Origin of the sequence: Micromonospora sp. NPDC049645 (assembly GCF_040675155.1) — a bacterium.
Lineage (GTDB): Bacteria > Actinomycetota > Actinomycetes > Mycobacteriales > Micromonosporaceae > Micromonospora.
Map to the genome: position 1 here is coordinate 230,670 of NZ_JBFAOI010000005.1, position 16,709 is coordinate 247,378.

The following is a 16,709-nucleotide window of genomic DNA, read 5'->3' on the forward strand; positions in this document are numbered from 1 at the left end:
CGCGGTCAGCGGGAGCGGTCGGTCAGCTCGCGGACCGCCTCCTGATACGCGGCCTGGGTGTGGTACGGCCAGTGTCCCTCGATCGGCGGTGGCACGGTGTCTTCCGGGTCGATGGTCAGGCTGCGGGGATCACGCAGACGGGTGTCGATGTCGACGTCGGGTGGTGGGCCGTCCGGGCCCGGAGGGAAGATGGGGCCGCCGATCGGGTCGGTGTCCCGCCACAGGTTGCGCCACCGCCAGCCGATCCGCCCGCCGAGGTCGTGCAGGGTCGATGGCCCGAGATACGCGGGGTAGAGCCGGGCGTAGGTGCGCCGCAGCGGCGAGCCGTAGGTCAGCAGCGAGACCCGGGCCAGCACGGACGGCGGAAGTTGCAGGATGGTGGCTGCGGCGAGCACCGAGCCGTGGCTGTGTCCGGAGATGACCACCGGTCCTCGCGCGGTCAGCCCGGTGACCCGTTTCGCCAACTCGGGGACGGCGCGGGCGGCGTAGCAGGGCGGCGCGAACGGGTGGACCGTGCGGGGCCAGAACGTGCCGAGGTCCCACAGCACCGCCACCACCCGCCGGGTCTGGGCCGACCGGTACGCCCGGAAACCGAGGATCATGAGGCCGAGGACCAGCAGGCTGATCACCCAGACGCCGGCGTCGGTGACGTAGGCGGCGAGCACGCCGGCCTCGCCACCGTGCCCGCCCAGGCGGTCCGCGAGCTGGGTGGGACCGATCCCGATCACGTCGAAGGTGACGGTCGCCAGCCCGAGCGACGCGATCAGCAGGAACGCGATCAGCACCGGGCCCAACTCCTCGGTGATCCGGGAGCGGGCGATGGTCTCCCGGACCAGTCGCAGTCGGCGCGCGTCCTGCGGCGACACGTCCGGGTAGTCCCGTTCGATGATCCGCGCCGCCAGCCGCCGACGCCGCCGGCGGCTGAGCAGGAGGGTGACCGAGGTGATCGCCGCGCCGATCAGCAGCGCGGCGAGCCCGGCGAGCGCCGCCCACCAGTAGGCCACCGGCGGTTCCAGTGGGCCGACGATCGGCGGGTTGGGCCGGATCGGATCGGGGATGTCGCCGTGGTCGAGGGTGTCCGCGACCCGGTAGACCAGGGTCGCGGTGAAGGCGGCGCCGATGCTCACCGCCGCCGCCGCCACGATCGGGGTGCCGAGCCCGCGCAGGAAGGGGCGCTCGCCGTCGCGGGCGGCACGCTGACGGGTGTACGTGACGACGGTGAGCGCGACCAGCAGGACGCCCTGCGTGGCGACCACCCCGGCGGCGGCGCCCTCGTACCCGGGCAGCTTGCCCAGGCCGACCGGTGCCGGGTCCGCGAGCGTGGCAGCGCCGAGGCAGCACCCGGTGACCACCACCGTGGCCGCCCAGAGGGGGCGCAGGAAGCGTCGGGCCCTCGCCGGGCTGGCCGGCACGGGTAGGGCGAGCAGGATCACCCCCACAACGACCAGCCCGGAGGCGATCCCGAACAGCACGTCCTGACCGGGCGCGCCCGCGCCGCCCGGTGTGATGCCGGCGAGCAGGGCGACGTTCAGCGTCCCGATGCCGAGCACCACGTGCAGCTGTCGCAGCCAGCCGGTGGTCTGCTCGTCCTGCCAGAAGCCGGCGTCGGCGAGGCCCGCGTTCCGGCCTCGCGGCGGTCGCGTCGACGACGGGCCGAACCCCTCGAAGGTCCGCGCCGAGCGGGTGCCGATGGCCCAGACGACCCGCAGCGCCAGCAGGGGTACCACCGACAGCAGGGCCAGTCGGGGCCCGGTCGGGAGGAGGTGCAGCCAGGCGAGGTAGGGGCGGCTGGCCCGGCACCCGGGGTACGGCACACACTGCCAGCCGACCAGGTCCAGCGTGACGCCCACCGCCGCCAGCACGAACGTCGCGGTGAGGGTGCCGGCGAGCAACCGGCACAGCACGCCGAGCAGCCCCCACCGGTCGTGCCCGGGTGGCCGGAGCCAGATCGCCAGGTTGCTCAGCATGAAGGGCAACAGCAGCAACATCGAGGCCGTCCGGACCGCCGCGCCGGCGGTCAGCGACCCCCAGCGGTACGCCTCGACGGCGACCCCACCGGTGGCCCCGCCGGCGGTGCCGCTGCCCGGCCGGGGCCGGAAGAAGCCGGCGTGCGTGTCTCCGGCGACCCGGACCACGGTCGGGTGGTCGAGGATCCGTTCGGCGGTGACACCGGAGATGCCGTGCACGCGCAGCTCAACGGCGTCGCGCCCCGGCGTCCTGTCCACGCCGTCAGGGTCACAGACAATCCTCTCGGGCGCTGCCGATCCAACGAAGGTCAACGGGCCGGTAGCGCGGCGGTGACCCGAATGGCCTTGACGATCGCCGGGATCGAGCCGACCAGCAGCACCAGCCCCCAGATGATCGCGATGATCGCGAAGACCAGCGCGGCCACGTCGTCGACGATGCTGACCAGGATCACCGGCACCAGGTTGTGCAGGAACTCCAGCACGAACGTGCACAGCAGCGTGGTGAGGATCAGCAGGACGAGGCCCTTGTTCTGCAGGAAACGTGGCTGGGCCAGCACCAGCAGCCCGGCCCACACCAGCTTGAGCAGCAGCACCAGCCCGAGCAGCACGGCCGCGTCGCCGACCGGGAAGAACCCCCACAGCGCCAGGTACGCCAGCGTGCCGAACGGGACGGCCAGAAAGAGCGACACCATGATCATCAGTTCCACGAACGCGATGACCAGCGCGACCAGCCCGACGATGATCAGGATGATCGAGAAGATCAGGCTGGCGACGCCCTGCACCCGGCCCTGGACGCGCTCGGGCAGCAGCAGGCCCAGACAGAACAGCCCGGTGCTCCAGACCGCCACCGCGTCGATCAACGCCAGATAGCCGGTGCCCCGACCGGACGGCTCGCTGACCCCGGACACGTCGTCGAGCTGCACGTCCAGCGTGCCGGCGCTGTCCGCGAGGGCCGCGCCGGCGTCGGCGCCCCCGAGCAGCAACCCGGCGCCCAGCTCCACGCCGATCACCAGGACGATGGCGAGCATGGCCAGCAGCAGGAACGGCTTGCGCAGGTCACCCACGGCGGGACCTTCCTTCCAATCCAGGTGATCCGGTCAGGTCGTGGCCACGACGACCGTGCAGCTGCCCAGGCCGGGGCAGACCAGACCCACCTCGGTGGCCTGGTCGACGGCGACCTTCGCCACCGCGCCGGTGCCGTCCGCCGCCGGTTCGACCTCGTCACGAATGGTGAGGTCGGCGTCGCCGGGCGCCGGGGCGACGACCGTGAACCGTGCCGGGCTGCGCAGCACCAGGGTGCGCAGCCCACCGGGGTCGGCGACCCGCAGCACGCAACTGCCGGCGAAGACCAGCCGGCCGGGCTCCTCGACGCAGTCCGCGTCGACCGTCGCCGGGTCCACCGCGGAACGCTCGCCGCCCAGCGCGCCCAGCCGGTCGATCAGTCCGTGCCGGGCGCCCGGGTCACCCCGGTCGTCGCGACCCGCGCCGACCGCGACCGCGAACAGCGCCACCAGCAGGACGGCGAACAGCCCCAGCAGCGCCTTCTGCCGACCACTCATCGCGCCACGGCCTGCGCCACGATCTCGGTGAACCGGATCTCGTCGATCCCGGCGAAGTAGCCGTTGGTGCCCTGCGTCTTGCCGACCACAAGCAGGGTCACCCGGTGCGGACCCTTGGTCAGCCGGACCGTGCCGACGTCCAGGAACTCCGTCTTGCCGACGGTCGGGGTGAAACCGAGGAACGCCCCGCCGACCTGGTCGCCGTCGATCGCGAAGACGGTGTTGGCGTAGTCGAACGAGGTGGTGCGCACCGCGGCGAACCGCCAGGTGCCGTCCGCCGGGATCTGCACCGTCACGGTCACCTGGTCGCCGATCGCCAGCCCCTGGAAGAACAGCTGCTTGTCCCCGGACCAGGTCACGCCGCAGCAGTTGGGCTGCACTCCCACGACCGCGCCACTCTTGCGCGGCGACTCCACCACCGCGCCCTCCACCAGGCTCTCCGCCTCGACCGTGACCACCCGCGGCTCGCCGGGGGCCGGCTCGCCGTCGCGGGTCAGCAACACCACCGCCACGGCGACCACCACCAGCAGCAACGCCGCCGCCGCGGCGATCCACAACCACGGGGTACGCCGGGGCGGCGCGACCGCCCGCACCTCGTAGGTGACCCGGCCGCTGGAGCGGGAACTCTCCTCCGGCGCGGTGTTCGCGGAGTACGCGAACCCGGTCATGTCGTAGCGCCGGGGCGGGGTGCCGGCCGGCACGGCGAGCTTGACCAGGAACGACACCGAGCCCTGCCCGGGTACCACCCGCTGTGGCTCGGCGACGGTGAACCAGGCCCGCTGGGAACCGTCACCGGGCGCCACGTCGAACACCACCGTGTCCGGCGCGTTGCCAGGGTTGGAGACGGTGAAGGTCAACTCGCCGCTGTTGCGCGGGTCGAGGGTGAACTGCTCGGCGGCGGCGACGACCGCCCACTCGGTGGTCATGACGACTCCTCTTCCAGGACGATCTCGACGGTGGTCGACGCGGGTTTCTCCGCCTCGACGATGCGGGTGATCACGGCGAGCTGGCCGGCCGCGGCGACGGGCACCCGCACCACGACGTGAAAGGGCCGCTCGGCGGGTTCGTCGATCGTGAAGCCCGAGATCCCGGTGGCCAGCTCCAGGGCTCGGCGCATCCCGTACGGGGTGCCGCGCCAGCGGGCCAACAGGGCGGCGTTGGCCACCAGGTCACGCAGCCGGCCCACCGGCAGCGGCAGCGGGGCGTCCGGCCGGGGCGACGCCACCACGTGGTCCATCGCCACCCAGCGGGTCAACCGCACGACCAGCCCGTCCGGTGCCCGGTACGGGTCGAACAGGGCGTCCACCTCGGCGAGGATCGCCTCGTCCGGGGCGTGCAGCCCCTCCATCACGTCCAGCAGCGCCCAGAGCACGCTGCCCGGTACGCAGGCCCGCTGATAGGCGGCGGGCAACAGCCGTTCAATCGCCGAGCGTCGCATCCTGGCGCACCACCTCGATGTCGTGCTCGCCGGAGCAGAGCAGCCAGGTATCCGGGACGGTCACCACGTCGGCGGTGGCCTGGTTGGCGCTCGGCGTCCAGGTGACGGCGTCGGCGCTGCGGTGCACGCCGCGCTCACCGCTGGCCAGGATCAGCCGCTCCGCCGGTCCGGCACCGCCGGCTGCCGAGTCCCCGGCGGTCGCGCCGGCGGGGGTCGGGCCGCTCACCGCGATGGCGTCGACCGGCACGAACCGGGTCCGGTCCCGCAACGGCAACCCGCAGTTGACCGAGACGGACTGCCACTGCGGTTGGGCGGCCAGGGTGTCCAGTCGCAGCACCCCGCCGCTCTGCGTGGCCGCCACCGCCTGCTGGCCGGCGAACGCGAGATCCCGGCAGGTGCCGCCGATCCAACCGGCCTGCATCGCCTGCCACTTCACGTCGGACTCGAACAGGCGGGTGCGGTGGCAGCCCTGGCCGGGTTTCTTCGGGTCCGGCTCACCGGCGCCGCTCCACAGCAGGGTGGCCGGCCCGTCGTACTGCACGGCGAGGACCCGGTTGTCCACGTTGGCCAGACCGACGTGGCTGAAGCTGCCGGGCCGGCCGCCGCTGGTCGACAGGTACACCCCGAAGCTGGCCTGCGCGGCCACCGCCACGCCCGGCGCGCCCCGCTCGGAGACGAACGCGCGGACCGCGTAGAAACCCCTGTCGGCGTCGGACGGGTCGACCAGGATCTGCAACGGCACCGCCCCGGGCAGCAGCGACACCTCGTACAGGCCGGTGTCGGTGGCGACCAGCAACGCGCCCGCGCCGTCGCGATCCAGCCAGGCCACGTCGGAGATCCGGGAGTCCAGGTCGGTGAGCAGTGACCACGTCTCGCCCAGGTCGGTGCTCAGGTGCACGCGGGAGCCGCCCGAGGCGCGCAGCGTCACCACGGCCACCGAGCCCGGACGCGCCACGATGCCCGGCCGCGCCGGTGCGGGCGCGGGCGCCACCCGCAGCACCGTCTCGCCGTCGAAGCGACCGGCCGGTTCCCAACCCGCGCCGCCGTTGCTGGAACGGAACAGCACCGGGCCGCGCCCCGCGTACCAGGTGCGGGGCTGGTACTGGTCGACGGCGAGGGCGCGGACGTCGGCGTCGGGCGCCTCGTCCACCACGAACCGCACCGACTCGACGTAGCGCACCCCCGGCTCGGCGTGCTCCAGCAGGCGGTAGACGTTGGACGCGCGCAGCGGTTCGCCGAACGGCCAGCCGGTCGGGTTGAGCGCGGTGGGCAGTGGGCTCAACGTCTGGTGCAGCCGGTCGTGGATGCGGCGACGGACCGCGTCCACGTCCTCCTCCCGGCGGACCACCACCCGGGCCCGTACCGACACCGCCTTGAACCGCGCCCAGCTGGCCCGGGAGCGGATGCCGACCATGCGGCGTTCCTCCAGGTCCGCCTCGACCCGGTGGCGCGCCTCGGGCACCTCGTGCTCGCGCAGCACCGCCACCGGCAGCCGACCGCCCGGACGGGCCGCCTCCGGCACGTACGGCACCAACACCACCTCGACCTCACCCGGCCGGGCGAAGCTGTACACCGCCGCCCTGGTGAACGCCCGCGCCCGCGCCACCGCGCCGGAGCCGGTCGCGAGGACCTCGAAGTCGCGTGCGGTGACCGCCCGCTGCTGGGCGAAGAACTCGTACGGGCCGCGGAGCAGCACCGACTCCAACGCCTCCATTTCCCGACCGCCGGCGGCCGGGGCGGGGTTGTCGACGCGTACCCCGGGCAGGGGGTCGCGCAGGCTGGTCAGGGTGCCCGCCGCCACGTTGCCGGTGGGCCCGCCACCGGCGCGGTACCAGAGCCGGATCTGCCGTCCGGCCGGCGGCACCGCCGCCACGGTCACCGACGTCGACCCGAGCGGCGCGGGCCCGCCGTCCGGGGCCGGCCCGGCCGGCGGGCGCAGGTCGAGGGCCGGGGCGAAGGTGACGGTGCCCGAGCAGCGGTCGACCAGGTACGCCTTGGCCTGCGGGCCGAGCCCGGCGAAGCTGTCCACCGGCTGCCAGATCTCGAACGTGCGACCGTCGTGTTCGCGGGCCGCCGCGCCCAACTCGACCGTTCCGGTCGGCACCTCCACCCCGAGCAACAAATCCAGCGCCTCGGCCGTGTGCGCCAGCGGGGCGTGCGCGGCGCGCAGCACCTGCCCCGGCTGGCCGGTGCCCACGCCGAGCAACTCCGCCTCGACCGGTTCGCAGTGGTGCATCCGTACCGTCACCGACATCTCGTCGGCGGGCAGCAGCGTCGGCTCGGTGGTGACGAACAGGACCGGCCGGGGGTCCGCGCCCCGGGCCGCCGCGACCCGCAGACCGGCCGGGATCCGGATCGCGGCGCGGTCGGTGCCGGTGCGGCTGAACCGGACGTCCGCCCAGGCCGCGGTCGGCGCGTGCCGGGTGACGCCGAGCAGGTTCAGAAACGAGACGTACGCCTTCTCCGGCAACTGGTTCAGCCGGTAGATCATCACCTCGGTCAGGTGCGCGAACGTCTCCACCAGCGCCATCCCGGGGTCGTGCGCCGACAGGTCCGTCCACGCCGGGCAGGACTGCCGGATCCGTTCCCGGGCCTCGGTGACCAGGTCGAGAAAGCCGCGATCGTCCAGGTGCGGCACGGGCAGCGTCATGACGTTCCTTTCTGAGCGGGCTCGTCGGCCGGGAGCAGGTCCACGGAGAAGATCAGCTGCCCCGGTGTCAGGCTGGCCCGCACCCGGTAGTCCAGCCGGATCACCAGCCGCCACGCGTCGTCCGGGTCCGGCCCGGCGTCCACGTCGATCACCTCGACCCGGGGCTCCCACCGGGCGATGGCCTGCCGGACGTAGTGGATGGCCAGACCGGCCGTGGTGTCGTCGTTCGGTGCGAAGACCAACCGGTGCAGCCGGGAGCCGTACCCGGGTCGCATCAGCCGCTCGCCCGGGGTGGTGGACAGGAGCAGGAACAGCGCCTGTCGTACGCTCTCGTCGCCGTCGGTCATCGCCAGGCCGCCGGCCGCGGTGAGCGCCAACCCGCCGGTACGGCCGGCGTCGAAGCCGGCGCCGACGAAGCGGAACGCCCTCATCGGTCCGCCCCCAGGAACCCCTGTCGGGGGTCGCGGACCGTGTGCTTGACCAGCCCGGGTGGGGTGCCGTTGGTGAACCCCTCCAGGTGCGACAGCACCACCCGGTGCCCGTCGACCCGGACCCAGTCGCTGTAGCCGACCCGGACGGTCATGGTCTTCGTGCACGGCTTGATGGTCGGGCCGTAGTTCGGACAGGCGATGATCTTGCGGCCCTCCGGGTCGTCGTCGACGAGCACGGGCACGCCGGTGACGGTCACCCACTGCCGCGAGGGTCGGTTCTCGACCCGGCCGTCGTGATCGCAGGTGATCACGGAGTCACGGTGGATCCAGCGCATCAGCCGCCTCCTTGATGGTGGGCGCGGGCGAGCGAGCGGGCCTGCTCGGCCGCGGTGCTCGGGTCCTCGGTCGACTCGGCGTGCAGGAAGTCCACGCTGCGGGCGCGCACCACCATGGCCCGTCCGGGTGCGGAGATCACCAGGTCGGACGCCGCGTGCAGGGTGGCCAGGTCGGGGGTCAACTCCAGGAAGCTGCCACCGTCGATGGCCAACCGCAGGCTGCGCCGCACGTCGTCGACGACGATCGACTGCCCGCCGGCGGTGCGCATCGTCCACCGGCGGGCCTTCCCGTCGTCGATGCCCGCGTCGTACGGCTCGACGGCGCCGAACAGCGAACCGAGCACGATGCCCGAGGCCGGCTCGCCGCCGGGCAGCACCACCAGCACGGTGTCGTCCGGATCGGGGAGCGCCACCAGGCCCTTGCCCCGCCCGGCCCCGGGGCAGAGCACGGCCAGCCAGCCGGCGTCCAGGTCGCCGTACGCCGGCAGGGTCAACCGGACCCGGCCCAGCCCGTCCGGGTCGGCGACGTCGGTGACGGTGCCGAGGGTGACCACCGCGCCGCCGGCCGGTGCCGCCGGAGTCACCGGCGGCACCGTGGAGAAGCGGGTCAGGTGCCCGTTGCCGTCCACGGTGTGCACCACCTCGGTCAGCACGTACGCCCCGGCGACCGGGTCGGGCACCCCGCCCAGGTCGACGCGGCGGCCCGGTCGCAGCGCCGGGTCACCCTCGGCCACCCCCTCGGCGGTGACCAGCGTCGCGGCGCGGGTGTCCAGGCGGGCCTGGGCCAGCGCCGCCAACTCGTCGTCGCTGCGGCCGGGCTGGTCCACGGCGGTGCGAACGCCGTCCGCGCCCACGTCGGCCGGGTCCGGGCGGTCGTCGGCGGGTCGGCCGCAGCGCGCCTCGTCGACCTGCTGGCTGATCACCTCGGCCCGCTGCGGGTGCCAGCCGAGCGCCGCGCTGGCGCCACCGGCCTGGTCGGTGTTGGTGGACAGCCGCAGGGTGTGCACCCCCGCGCCGAGCGTCACCGCGACCGGCTTCCCGTAGCCGGCGAGGGTGACCAGCCGGACCCCGTCGCCGTCGGCGGCCAGGTGCAGCCCGGCCCGGCCGGCCACCTCGCGGAGCAACTCCAGATCACTGTGCCGGTGCTGGAGCAACCGCTCCAACCGGGGGCCGTCCACCTCGGCGGTCACCGCCAACCCCACCGCGCCGCACAGCTCACGGGCCAGCTCCACGGCGGTCACCGAGGTGAAGACCCGCAACCCCTGCCGCTTGCGCAACCGGTGCAGCGGGTCGTACGCCCGCAGCCGCAACACCGCCGCCCCGTCGGCGGCGTACTCCACCTCCACGCAGGTGACCTCACCGGTGAACAGGGCGTCCGGGTGGTCGGCGAGTCGTACGTCGAGCGCCGTGCCGGGGCGTACCGCCGGGTCGAACGCGCCGGTCCCGGCGGTGGTGGCGAGCACCAACTCGGCCTGGGTGGGCTGGTCGAGCCGGGCCGCCACCCGCAGCGAGCGGATCCGCTGACGGGCCGGCCCGGCCAGCTCGGCGCCGTCGAGCCGGACGATCAACGCGCGGGGCGCGACGCTGGTCACGGCGTACCCCCGGGGTTGCCGGACCCGCCAGGGCCGGTGCCGGTCGGGCCGGTGGTGGCGCCCCACGGTCCGGGCGCCCCGGCGATCGAGGCGCCCAGGTACGACGCCCCCGCTGCCACGGCACCGGCCGGTACCACCCTCGCCGTCCCGGCCAGCGCACCCGTTGCCCCGGCGCCGGTGCCGGCGGCCGGCGGGACGGCGAGGGTGGTACCGGCCGGCACCGCCAGGGGATCGGTGATCCGGTTGTGTTCGGCAAGCAGTCGCCAGCGCAGCGGCGAACCGAGCGCGTCGTTGGCCAGCAGGTCGAAGCGCACACCGGATCGACCCGGCTCGGCGGCGCCGTCCCCGGCGGCGATCACCGCGCTGCCCGGCGCGGCGGTCGGGGTGCTCGCGGCGGCCAACTCCTCGGCGAAGCCGGCCTCGGCCTGATCCGCCGTCTCGGCGGCCCGGACCAGCTTGAGCCGCAGCCAGGACCGTCGCGGTGACCCGGTGCCGGTGAACGCGTCGAAGCGTTCCGCCACCGCGATGATCACACCGGGCACGTTCCAGGTCTTGCCCCAGACCAACCGGACCAGCGGCGGTCGCAGCCAACCGTGCTCGGCGGTGGAGTTCTCCGCCAGCGTCCACAGCGGACGGGTGAGCACCCGCACGTCGGCCGGACGAAGCTGCGCGTCCACGAAGTCGACGTCGAAGAGCAGGTCGAGCACCAGCTCGGTGCGGCCACCGCCGGTGAAGACCAGCGGGTCGTCGGCCAGGCCGGACCCGGTGAGCTGCCCGCCGTCGACGCCCCGCCGGCGTACGCCGGCGAGCCGGGTCACCTGCACGGTCTCCGGGTTGAGCAGGCAGTCCACCCGAACGCCTGAGGAGTCGATGAGGAAGGCGACGCGTTCCATCAGTCACCCGCCTGTTCCCGGTCCAGCCGGGTCAGCTGGGCGGCGTCCAGCGGCGTACCGGCGACCGACCAGAGTGCGGTGTCGTCGGGCAGGGCCGGCCACGGGTCGCCGTTCCGCGCCGCCGCGCTGGGCGGCGGCCCGTCGAGACTCGGCGCTCGTTGGCCGCCGGCCGCTCCCGTGCCGGCGTCGGGCAGCGCGGTCGGGCGCCCGCGTGGTGCGGGTTCGCCGGGCAGGGCCAGCCAGGGTCCACCACCCATGACGCGCGCCAGGTCCCCGCGCCCGGAGGCCGGCCAGTTCCCGCCGCTCGTCACCGTCGAGCCGGTCCAGGGCGCGTCGACCCCGCCGAAGTCCGGCCAGGCCGGACGCCCGAACGACGCGTCAACCGCCGCCGCCGGGTCCACTCGCGGCGTCCGGGCCGCGCCCAGTGCCGCACGACGCGTCTGCTCGCGCTGGTCGCCTCCGGGCCGGGCCGGGCCGTCCGTCGAGTCGCCCCGCGACCCGGCGCGGCCACCCGAGAGCCGGTCGGCGGCGGGTAGTGCGGGGGACGAGCCGGCGGAACGCCAGCGGTCGGCCTCGCCCGACCACCGCGCGTCGCGGGACGGGCGTGAAGCGGTTCGGGTGGCTTCGGTCTCCGCCCGGCGCGGGCGGCTGCTCGGGACGTCGTGCGACCCGAAGACCATCGAGCGGACCGGCTGCCGGGGCCCGTCCGCCGGGGGTGGACCGCTCGCGTCGGCGGCCATCGCGCTGCTTCGGGCCGCCTCTCGGGGCGGGGGCACCGCCGCGCCCGGTTCCGTCGGCCGGGTCGATGCGCCAGGCCGGGTTGCCCCGTCCGTTCTGGTCGATCCGGTAGGGGTTGTCGCGTCCGGACTCGACGACGGCGTCCCGCCGCCGGATGGGCCGGCAGCACCGGCCCCCGTACGGTCGGGCTGGTCACCGGAGTGTGACGGGCGGTCCGACCGGCCGGTGCGGATCCCGGCACCTGACCTGGTCGGCCCCTTGTCCCCGCTCGCACCGGGACCGCCCACGTCGGCACCTCGCCCGGACCCGCCGGACGTGGCGTTCGAGACCGGGTCCGCACCGTCGGCGTCGACCCGACCGGTCGATTCGCCCGGCCCACCGGCACCGGCACCGGCACCGGCACCGGCCCCGGCCCCGGCCCCGGCCGCGACGTCGACGGGCGGCGCCGAGTCGAGGTCCAGGTCGTGCAGCAGGCCGGGCGCGTGGGCGGCGACCAGGTCCAGCCAGTGCTGCGGAGGTTCCCCGAAACGGCGTGGTGTCGCCACGGGCGTCGGTGACGGCGTCGGAAGGGGCGCGGCCGGCTCGACCCGCCCGGCGAGGCGCTGCACCGCGCCGGCCGCCGAGCGCAGGCGGCCGGCCAGCCAGCTACGCGGGCGTCGGCGCGGTGGCACCGCCGGTCTCCAGCTCCAGGCCCTCGTAGCGCAGGGTCAGCGAGGCGATGGCGATCTCGTGGCTGAGGGTGTTGAGGTGCGCGCCGCGCCACCGGGTCGGCCAGGCGTCGATCAGGTTCCACCGCAGCACCTCGGCCGTCCCGACCGAGTCGAGCAGCACCACGGAGACGTTGCGACGGTTGAGGGTGCCCTGGGCGGTGGCGTTCACCCAGTCCCACAGCTCGCGGGAGGCGGTCAGGCCGAAGTGCAGCGTCACCGGCTCGTACTCGGCCTGACCGGGCACCATCCGCATCCGACCCAGGCCGTGCTCCCGGTACGGCTGCCCGGGGATGTTCACCTCCAACCCGGTCATCTCGGTGAAGTGGCCGTTGGTGACGCCGTTGATGAGCAGTCGGAAGTTGTACGCCCGGTACGGGTCGACCGGGGCGCCGGGCTGCGGGGTGGCTGTGGTGGGCATGTCAGCCTCCGATCGTCTCGGTCTCGGTGCCGCCGGCCCACTGGCTCAGCTTGAACACCACGAACTCGGCGGGTTTCACGACCGCGATGCCGATGTGGGCGATCACCATGCCCGCGTCGCGGACGTCCGGCGGGTTGGTCTCCTCGTCGCACTTGACGAAGAACGCCTCCTCGGGGCTGCGCCCCAGCAGCGCGCCGTCGCGCCACACCCGGGTGAGGAACGCGCCGATGTCGCGCCGGATCGAGCGCCAGAGGGTGAAGTCGTTTGGCTCGAACACCATCCACCGGGTGCCGTTGGCGATGGCCTGCTCGATGGCGATGCTGAGGCGTCGGACGTTGAGGTAGCGCCACTCGCTGGCCTCGGCGGCGAGCGTACGGGCGCCCCAGACGCGGATGCCCTCGCCGGCGAAGTAACGGATCACGTTGACGCCCTTGGGGTTGAGCACGTCGTGCTCCGGCCGGGTGACCAGGTAGCCCAGGTCGACGGCGCCGCGGACGGGTTCGTTGGCGGGGGCCTTGTGCACCCCGCGCAGGGCGTCGGTGCGGGCCCAGATGCCGGCCAGGTGCCCGCTCGGCGGGGTGAGTTCCAACTCGCCGCTGATCGGGTCGCGGACCCGCAGCCAGGGATAGTAGAAGGCCCCGAACTCGGACTGGCGCGGCCGGTAGGCGGGCCCCTCGTGCCCGCCGGAGCCACCCGGCTGGGCCGCCCCGCCACCCGCCCCACCACCCGACCCGCCGCCCGACCCGCCGCCCGGTCCGCCGCCCGCGCCCTCGGCGGGCTTGGCGGGTTTGCCGGACGACGGCGTGGCGACGCGGGTCAACGCGGCGATGTCGTCGATGTCCGGTGCCGGGTCACAGATCGCGACCATGGTGCGGGTGCGCTCCGCCATGCTGAGCAGCGCCTCGTGCGACACCACGTCATGGAAGCCGGGCGCGGCGATGATGGAGATCTCGTCGACCGCCTCCAGCAGTTGCAGGCCGCCGCGCCGCTGACCGGTGCCGGTGATCGCGCCGCCCTCGCCGACGTTGACCACCCAGCACCGGGCGCCTCCGTTGTCCAGGAAGCCGAAGACCGCCCGCGCCAGCGGGGTGCTCTCCACCCGCTCCCCGTCGGCGAAGAGCCGCAGGAACTCGGTCCAGTTGTTCACCGGTACCGCCTTGCCCAGGTGGGCGGAGCGGTTCGGGGCGACGCCGACGAAGGCGGCGATGCTGGTGCTCGCCGGCCCGATCGGTCGGGCGCCGCTGGGGACCTCCTCGACGTAGATGCCGGGGGAGAAGTAGCTGGGCATCGGTCCTCCTGTGCGGGTGGGTGTCAGTGGGTCGGTGGCGCGCAGACGATGACGACGTCGTCCTCACCCGCGTCCACGTCGGCGGTGAGGACGAGCCCGCGTCCGGTCAGCCGCAACCGGACCGGGCTCGGGTGCTCGGGGTCGTGCGGGACGCCGACGATCAGGAACCGGCCGTCCGGGTCGGTACGGGTGGCGGATCCGGTGCCGGCGAGCTCGACCCGCATCGCGGCCAGTGGTTGGTCCTCGGGGCCGACCACCCGTCCGCTGAGGCTGCGTACGTCGAGTTGCCGTAGCCGCAGCGGTCGCAGCACCGGCGGCGCGGCCGGGGTCGGGTGGTCCACCTGCGCGGGTACGTCGATCAGCAGCGCCGGTCGGGGCGCGGTGCCGAACGCCGTCCACAGTGGTGGGTCACCGGCCTCCAGAACGACCGGGTAGCTGCCGTCGCTGGTCGCGGCGGCGAGCACCCGGTCCAGCCGGGGCAACCCGGCCGGCCCGGTCACGCAGAGCAGGTGGCGCACCGTGAACCGGTACGGCTCGCGGACCGCGCCACTGGAGCGGGTCTGCCGGGCCGGGCGCAGGTCGAGGGGCCAGAGGGTGAGCCCGTCGGCGTCGTCGCAGGCCCGGGGCGGGCCGATCGGGACGGGTTGCCCCGCCGCGTTGGTCACCCAGGCGACCAGCTCCGCGGTGGCCGCCTCGATCGGTCCGCGCCCGTGGTCGGTCATCGCGGCGGCGTCCCCTGGATCCGGTACGCGATGGCCTCGTTCCACACGTGCGGGTAGACGCCGATCTCGAAGTACCGGGTGAAGCGGTTGATCGGCGCGTTCGTGTGGTCGTGGTACAGCAACCACACCGGGGCGATGGTGAACAGGACGTAGTTCGCCAACACCAGCGGGATGTAGAGCGGGCCGAGCAGCCGACCCTGGAAGATGTGCACGTCCTCGTGCCGCTGGATGCCCGAGCTGGAGCCGGCGCAGACGGTGCCGATGGTGGTGGCGTAGCGGGGCGAGACCCCCTCCACCACGCTGACCCGGCCGCTGCCCAGCGACGTGGGCCGGTCCAGCGAGTGCCCGAAGACCAGGTGCACGGTCAGGTAGATGGCGCCGACGACCGTGTTGAGCAGACTCCAGGTGTGGTCGACGACGAAGAGGAAGACGCCGCGGGCGTCCGAGGCGTACACCCCGGCGGAGGCTACCGACCAGCCGAAGACCGCGCCGACCACCAGGCCCACGACGGCGCCGATCAGCAACCCGATCGGACCGCCGGCGAGGAAGCCGAGCAGTGCGCCGAAGGCGACCTGGATCGCCGCGCTGAGAATTCCGAAGACCATGACGACACCCCTCAGACCCAGGAGCGGAAGACTCGGGGTTCACGGCCCTGCGCGACCTGGGTCGGCGACGGCTGGGTCGCCTGCCGGTTGCCGGGCGGGAACTGGTTGACGCCGAGCGCGGCGGAGAAGATGACCAGCGCGTTGAAGAACGCGATGACCCACTTCTCGCCGCCGGCGTCGTCGGCGAACGCCGCCGTCACGTAGGACAGCAGCAGCGCGATGGCGATGGCGATCCACTTGCGGAGTTTGTCGCCGCTCGGGCCGATCAGCCCGCCGATGACGTTGGTGGCCAGCAGGGTGGCGGCGCTCGCGCCGGCGATGGTCCCCAGGGCTGCCCAGGTGAAGAGATCGTTCATGCCGATCCCCCTTTTCTGCGATGGTGCGACCGGGACGTGGTGGTGAGATTCGGTGCTCCGGGCGCGAAGCACCGGGGCCGGTCGCCGTCGTCTCGGGGGCGGCCGGGGCCGGGCGTGGCCGGCTGCGCCGACCACCGGGTGGATCAGCCAGGCCCCGGGGCGCCGGCGGGTGGGCCCGGCGGCGGGGTCGGTCCGGGTGGGGTCGGTCCGGGTGGGGTCGGTCCGGTCGCCGCCGGGTGCCGGCGACGCATCAGGAGTACGCCCACCGCGGCGAGCAGGAGCAGGAGGAGTACGCCGCCGACGACCAGCAGCCAGGGGAATCCGCCATTGGCCGCGGCGGCGGCCGGCGAGGCGGACGGTCGGGGTGGCGCCTCGGCCACGGCCCGCAGTTCGGTCGGCTTGTCCTGGTTGGAGTCGACCTTCCAGCTGACCGACCGGCCGTTGACGGTGCCGTTGGCGTCGATCACCCTGCCGGGAAATGTCACCGAGATCTCGAACGACATCAGCTTGAGGAACGCCTGCTGTTGTTGCGGATTCTGCTCGGCAATCTTTCCGCCGTATTTGTTGGGGTCGAGCGGCAGCGTGAAGCGGTAGAAGTCACCGTCTCGGACCAGTTTCACGCTCTCCGTGTCGAAACCCGCCAGCGGCGCCTTCCGGTAACTGATCTGGGAACCGAAGACCCTGCCGTCCTCGTATCCGGTCTCTTCACCGGCCGGCAGGGCGGGAATGTTCTGTCGCAGTTCCGCGAAGGCGGCCGGAATGTTCTTGTTCCGCGCGCTCAGCACGGACTTCTGGGCCGTCAGCAGCAGCTGACCGTCGACCGTGTCGTCGGCGTTGACGGTCAACCCCATGTTGAGTTCCATGCAGCCGCTCAACGCGGCGAGAAGGAGCAGACACACCGCGACGCGGAGTGCCTTACCGCGGTTGACTCTCCTGTTCATGGGCTCAGTGTGTGTGATCGCTTTCACCATCAGCAGTCAGCGATCGGTCACAACGAAGTCGCCGAT

17 protein-coding genes are annotated in these 16,709 nt (G+C 73.7%); all 17 read right to left on the bottom strand.

What is annotated here, in order from left to right; genetic code table 11:
* Nucleotides 1-5: 5 nt before the first annotated feature.
* The 17 genes from AB0J33_RS14670 to AB0J33_RS14750 all read right to left on the bottom strand — a co-directional run bounded on the left by AB0J33_RS14670 (nucleotide 6) and on the right by AB0J33_RS14750 (nucleotide 16,643).
* Nucleotides 6-2,225 (bottom strand): hypothetical protein, encoded by a 2,220-nt coding sequence (locus AB0J33_RS14670; RefSeq protein ID WP_363613598.1) that lies wholly within the window; start codon nucleotides 2,223-2,225, stop codon nucleotides 6-8.
* 50 nt (nucleotides 2,226-2,275) lie between these two features.
* Nucleotides 2,276-3,031 (bottom strand): hypothetical protein, encoded by a 756-nt coding sequence (locus tag AB0J33_RS14675; protein WP_363613600.1) that lies wholly within the window; start codon nucleotides 3,029-3,031, stop codon nucleotides 2,276-2,278.
* A gap of 33 nt (nucleotides 3,032-3,064) precedes the next feature.
* Complete coding sequence (locus AB0J33_RS14680; RefSeq protein WP_363613602.1) at nucleotides 3,065-3,526, bottom strand: hypothetical protein; 462 nt, start codon at nucleotides 3,524-3,526, stop codon at nucleotides 3,065-3,067.
* Nucleotides 3,523-4,452, bottom strand: coding sequence for a hypothetical protein (locus tag AB0J33_RS14685; protein WP_363613604.1), 930 nt, complete (start codon nucleotides 4,450-4,452; stop codon nucleotides 3,523-3,525). Before AB0J33_RS14685 ends, AB0J33_RS14680 begins: the two co-directional genes overlap by 4 nt.
* Complete coding sequence (locus AB0J33_RS14690) at nucleotides 4,449-4,964, bottom strand: phage tail protein (RefSeq protein ID WP_363613606.1); 516 nt, start codon at nucleotides 4,962-4,964, stop codon at nucleotides 4,449-4,451. Before AB0J33_RS14690 ends, AB0J33_RS14685 begins: the two co-directional genes overlap by 4 nt.
* Nucleotides 4,945-7,614 (bottom strand): putative baseplate assembly protein, encoded by a 2,670-nt coding sequence (locus AB0J33_RS14695; protein WP_363613608.1) that lies wholly within the window; start codon nucleotides 7,612-7,614, stop codon nucleotides 4,945-4,947. Before AB0J33_RS14695 ends, AB0J33_RS14690 begins: the two co-directional genes overlap by 20 nt.
* On the bottom strand, nucleotides 7,611-8,045 hold the full coding sequence (locus tag AB0J33_RS14700) for a GPW/gp25 family protein (protein ID WP_363613610.1): 435 nt from the start codon (nucleotides 8,043-8,045) through the stop codon (nucleotides 7,611-7,613). The genes AB0J33_RS14695 and AB0J33_RS14700 overlap by 4 nt, the downstream gene beginning before the upstream one ends.
* Nucleotides 8,042-8,380: a hypothetical protein gene (locus AB0J33_RS14705; protein WP_363613612.1), complete on the bottom strand. Its 339-nt coding sequence runs from the start codon at nucleotides 8,378-8,380 to the stop codon at nucleotides 8,042-8,044. The genes AB0J33_RS14700 and AB0J33_RS14705 overlap by 4 nt, the downstream gene beginning before the upstream one ends.
* The gene (locus tag AB0J33_RS14710; protein WP_363613614.1) at nucleotides 8,380-9,972 is read right to left on the bottom strand and encodes a phage baseplate assembly protein V; all 1,593 of its coding nucleotides are present in this window, start codon (nucleotides 9,970-9,972) and stop codon (nucleotides 8,380-8,382) included. Before AB0J33_RS14710 ends, AB0J33_RS14705 begins: the two co-directional genes overlap by 1 nt.
* Complete coding sequence (locus AB0J33_RS14715) at nucleotides 9,969-10,865, bottom strand: hypothetical protein (protein WP_363613616.1); 897 nt, start codon at nucleotides 10,863-10,865, stop codon at nucleotides 9,969-9,971. Before AB0J33_RS14715 ends, AB0J33_RS14710 begins: the two co-directional genes overlap by 4 nt.
* Complete coding sequence (locus AB0J33_RS14720; RefSeq protein WP_363613618.1) at nucleotides 10,865-11,605, bottom strand: hypothetical protein; 741 nt, start codon at nucleotides 11,603-11,605, stop codon at nucleotides 10,865-10,867. Before AB0J33_RS14720 ends, AB0J33_RS14715 begins: the two co-directional genes overlap by 1 nt.
* A 643-nt stretch (nucleotides 11,606-12,248) precedes the next feature.
* Nucleotides 12,249-12,731 carry a phage tail protein gene (locus AB0J33_RS14725; RefSeq protein ID WP_030327509.1) on the bottom strand — a complete coding sequence of 161 codons (483 nt, stop codon included), beginning with the start codon at nucleotides 12,729-12,731 and terminating at the stop codon, nucleotides 12,249-12,251.
* A 1-nt stretch (nucleotide 12,732) separates the two neighbouring features.
* Complete coding sequence (locus AB0J33_RS14730; RefSeq protein WP_363613620.1) at nucleotides 12,733-14,019, bottom strand: phage tail sheath subtilisin-like domain-containing protein; 1,287 nt, start codon at nucleotides 14,017-14,019, stop codon at nucleotides 12,733-12,735.
* A 23-nt stretch (nucleotides 14,020-14,042) separates the two neighbouring features.
* Nucleotides 14,043-14,741: a carboxypeptidase-like regulatory domain-containing protein gene (locus AB0J33_RS14735; RefSeq protein WP_363613622.1), complete on the bottom strand. Its 699-nt coding sequence runs from the start codon at nucleotides 14,739-14,741 to the stop codon at nucleotides 14,043-14,045.
* Entirely contained in the window at nucleotides 14,738-15,346 is a 609-nt protein-coding gene (locus tag AB0J33_RS14740; RefSeq protein ID WP_363613624.1) for a glycine zipper family protein, read from the bottom strand. Before AB0J33_RS14740 ends, AB0J33_RS14735 begins: the two co-directional genes overlap by 4 nt.
* Before the next feature lie 11 nt (nucleotides 15,347-15,357).
* Nucleotides 15,358-15,702 (bottom strand): hypothetical protein, encoded by a 345-nt coding sequence (locus AB0J33_RS14745; RefSeq protein WP_363613626.1) that lies wholly within the window; start codon nucleotides 15,700-15,702, stop codon nucleotides 15,358-15,360.
* Between the two features lie 143 nt (nucleotides 15,703-15,845).
* Nucleotides 15,846-16,643: a DUF3153 domain-containing protein gene (locus AB0J33_RS14750; RefSeq protein WP_363613628.1), complete on the bottom strand. Its 798-nt coding sequence runs from the start codon at nucleotides 16,641-16,643 to the stop codon at nucleotides 15,846-15,848.
* Nucleotides 16,644-16,709 lie beyond the last annotated feature (66 nt).

Excerpts from the sequence above, each read along its gene's own strand:
- AB0J33_RS14720 (WP_363613618.1), bottom strand. The coding sequence starts at position 11,605 with ATGGCCGCCGACGCGAGCGGTCCACCCCCGGCGGACGGGCCCCGGCAG.
- AB0J33_RS14700 (WP_363613610.1), bottom strand. The coding sequence starts at position 8,045 with ATGAGGGCGTTCCGCTTCGTCGGCGCCGGCTTCGACGCCGGCCGTACC.
- AB0J33_RS14685 (WP_363613604.1), bottom strand. The coding sequence starts at position 4,452 with ATGACCACCGAGTGGGCGGTCGTCGCCGCCGCCGAGCAGTTCACCCTC.
- AB0J33_RS14730 (WP_363613620.1), bottom strand. The coding sequence starts at position 14,019 with ATGCCCAGCTACTTCTCCCCCGGCATCTACGTCGAGGAGGTCCCCAGC.
- AB0J33_RS14695 (WP_363613608.1), bottom strand. The coding sequence starts at position 7,614 with ATGACGCTGCCCGTGCCGCACCTGGACGATCGCGGCTTTCTCGACCTG.
- AB0J33_RS14680 (WP_363613602.1), bottom strand. The coding sequence starts at position 3,526 with ATGAGTGGTCGGCAGAAGGCGCTGCTGGGGCTGTTCGCCGTCCTGCTG.
- AB0J33_RS14750 (WP_363613628.1), bottom strand. The coding sequence starts at position 16,643 with ATGAACAGGAGAGTCAACCGCGGTAAGGCACTCCGCGTCGCGGTGTGT.
- AB0J33_RS14745 (WP_363613626.1), bottom strand. The coding sequence starts at position 15,702 with ATGAACGATCTCTTCACCTGGGCAGCCCTGGGGACCATCGCCGGCGCG.
- AB0J33_RS14715 (WP_363613616.1), bottom strand. The coding sequence starts at position 10,865 with ATGGAACGCGTCGCCTTCCTCATCGACTCCTCAGGCGTTCGGGTGGAC.
- AB0J33_RS14735 (WP_363613622.1), bottom strand. The coding sequence starts at position 14,741 with ATGACCGACCACGGGCGCGGACCGATCGAGGCGGCCACCGCGGAGCTG.
- AB0J33_RS14740 (WP_363613624.1), bottom strand. The coding sequence starts at position 15,346 with ATGGTCTTCGGAATTCTCAGCGCGGCGATCCAGGTCGCCTTCGGCGCA.
- AB0J33_RS14690 (WP_363613606.1), bottom strand. The coding sequence starts at position 4,964 with ATGCGACGCTCGGCGATTGAACGGCTGTTGCCCGCCGCCTATCAGCGG.
- AB0J33_RS14725 (WP_030327509.1), bottom strand. The coding sequence starts at position 12,731 with ATGCCCACCACAGCCACCCCGCAGCCCGGCGCCCCGGTCGACCCGTAC.
- AB0J33_RS14705 (WP_363613612.1), bottom strand. The coding sequence starts at position 8,380 with ATGCGCTGGATCCACCGTGACTCCGTGATCACCTGCGATCACGACGGC.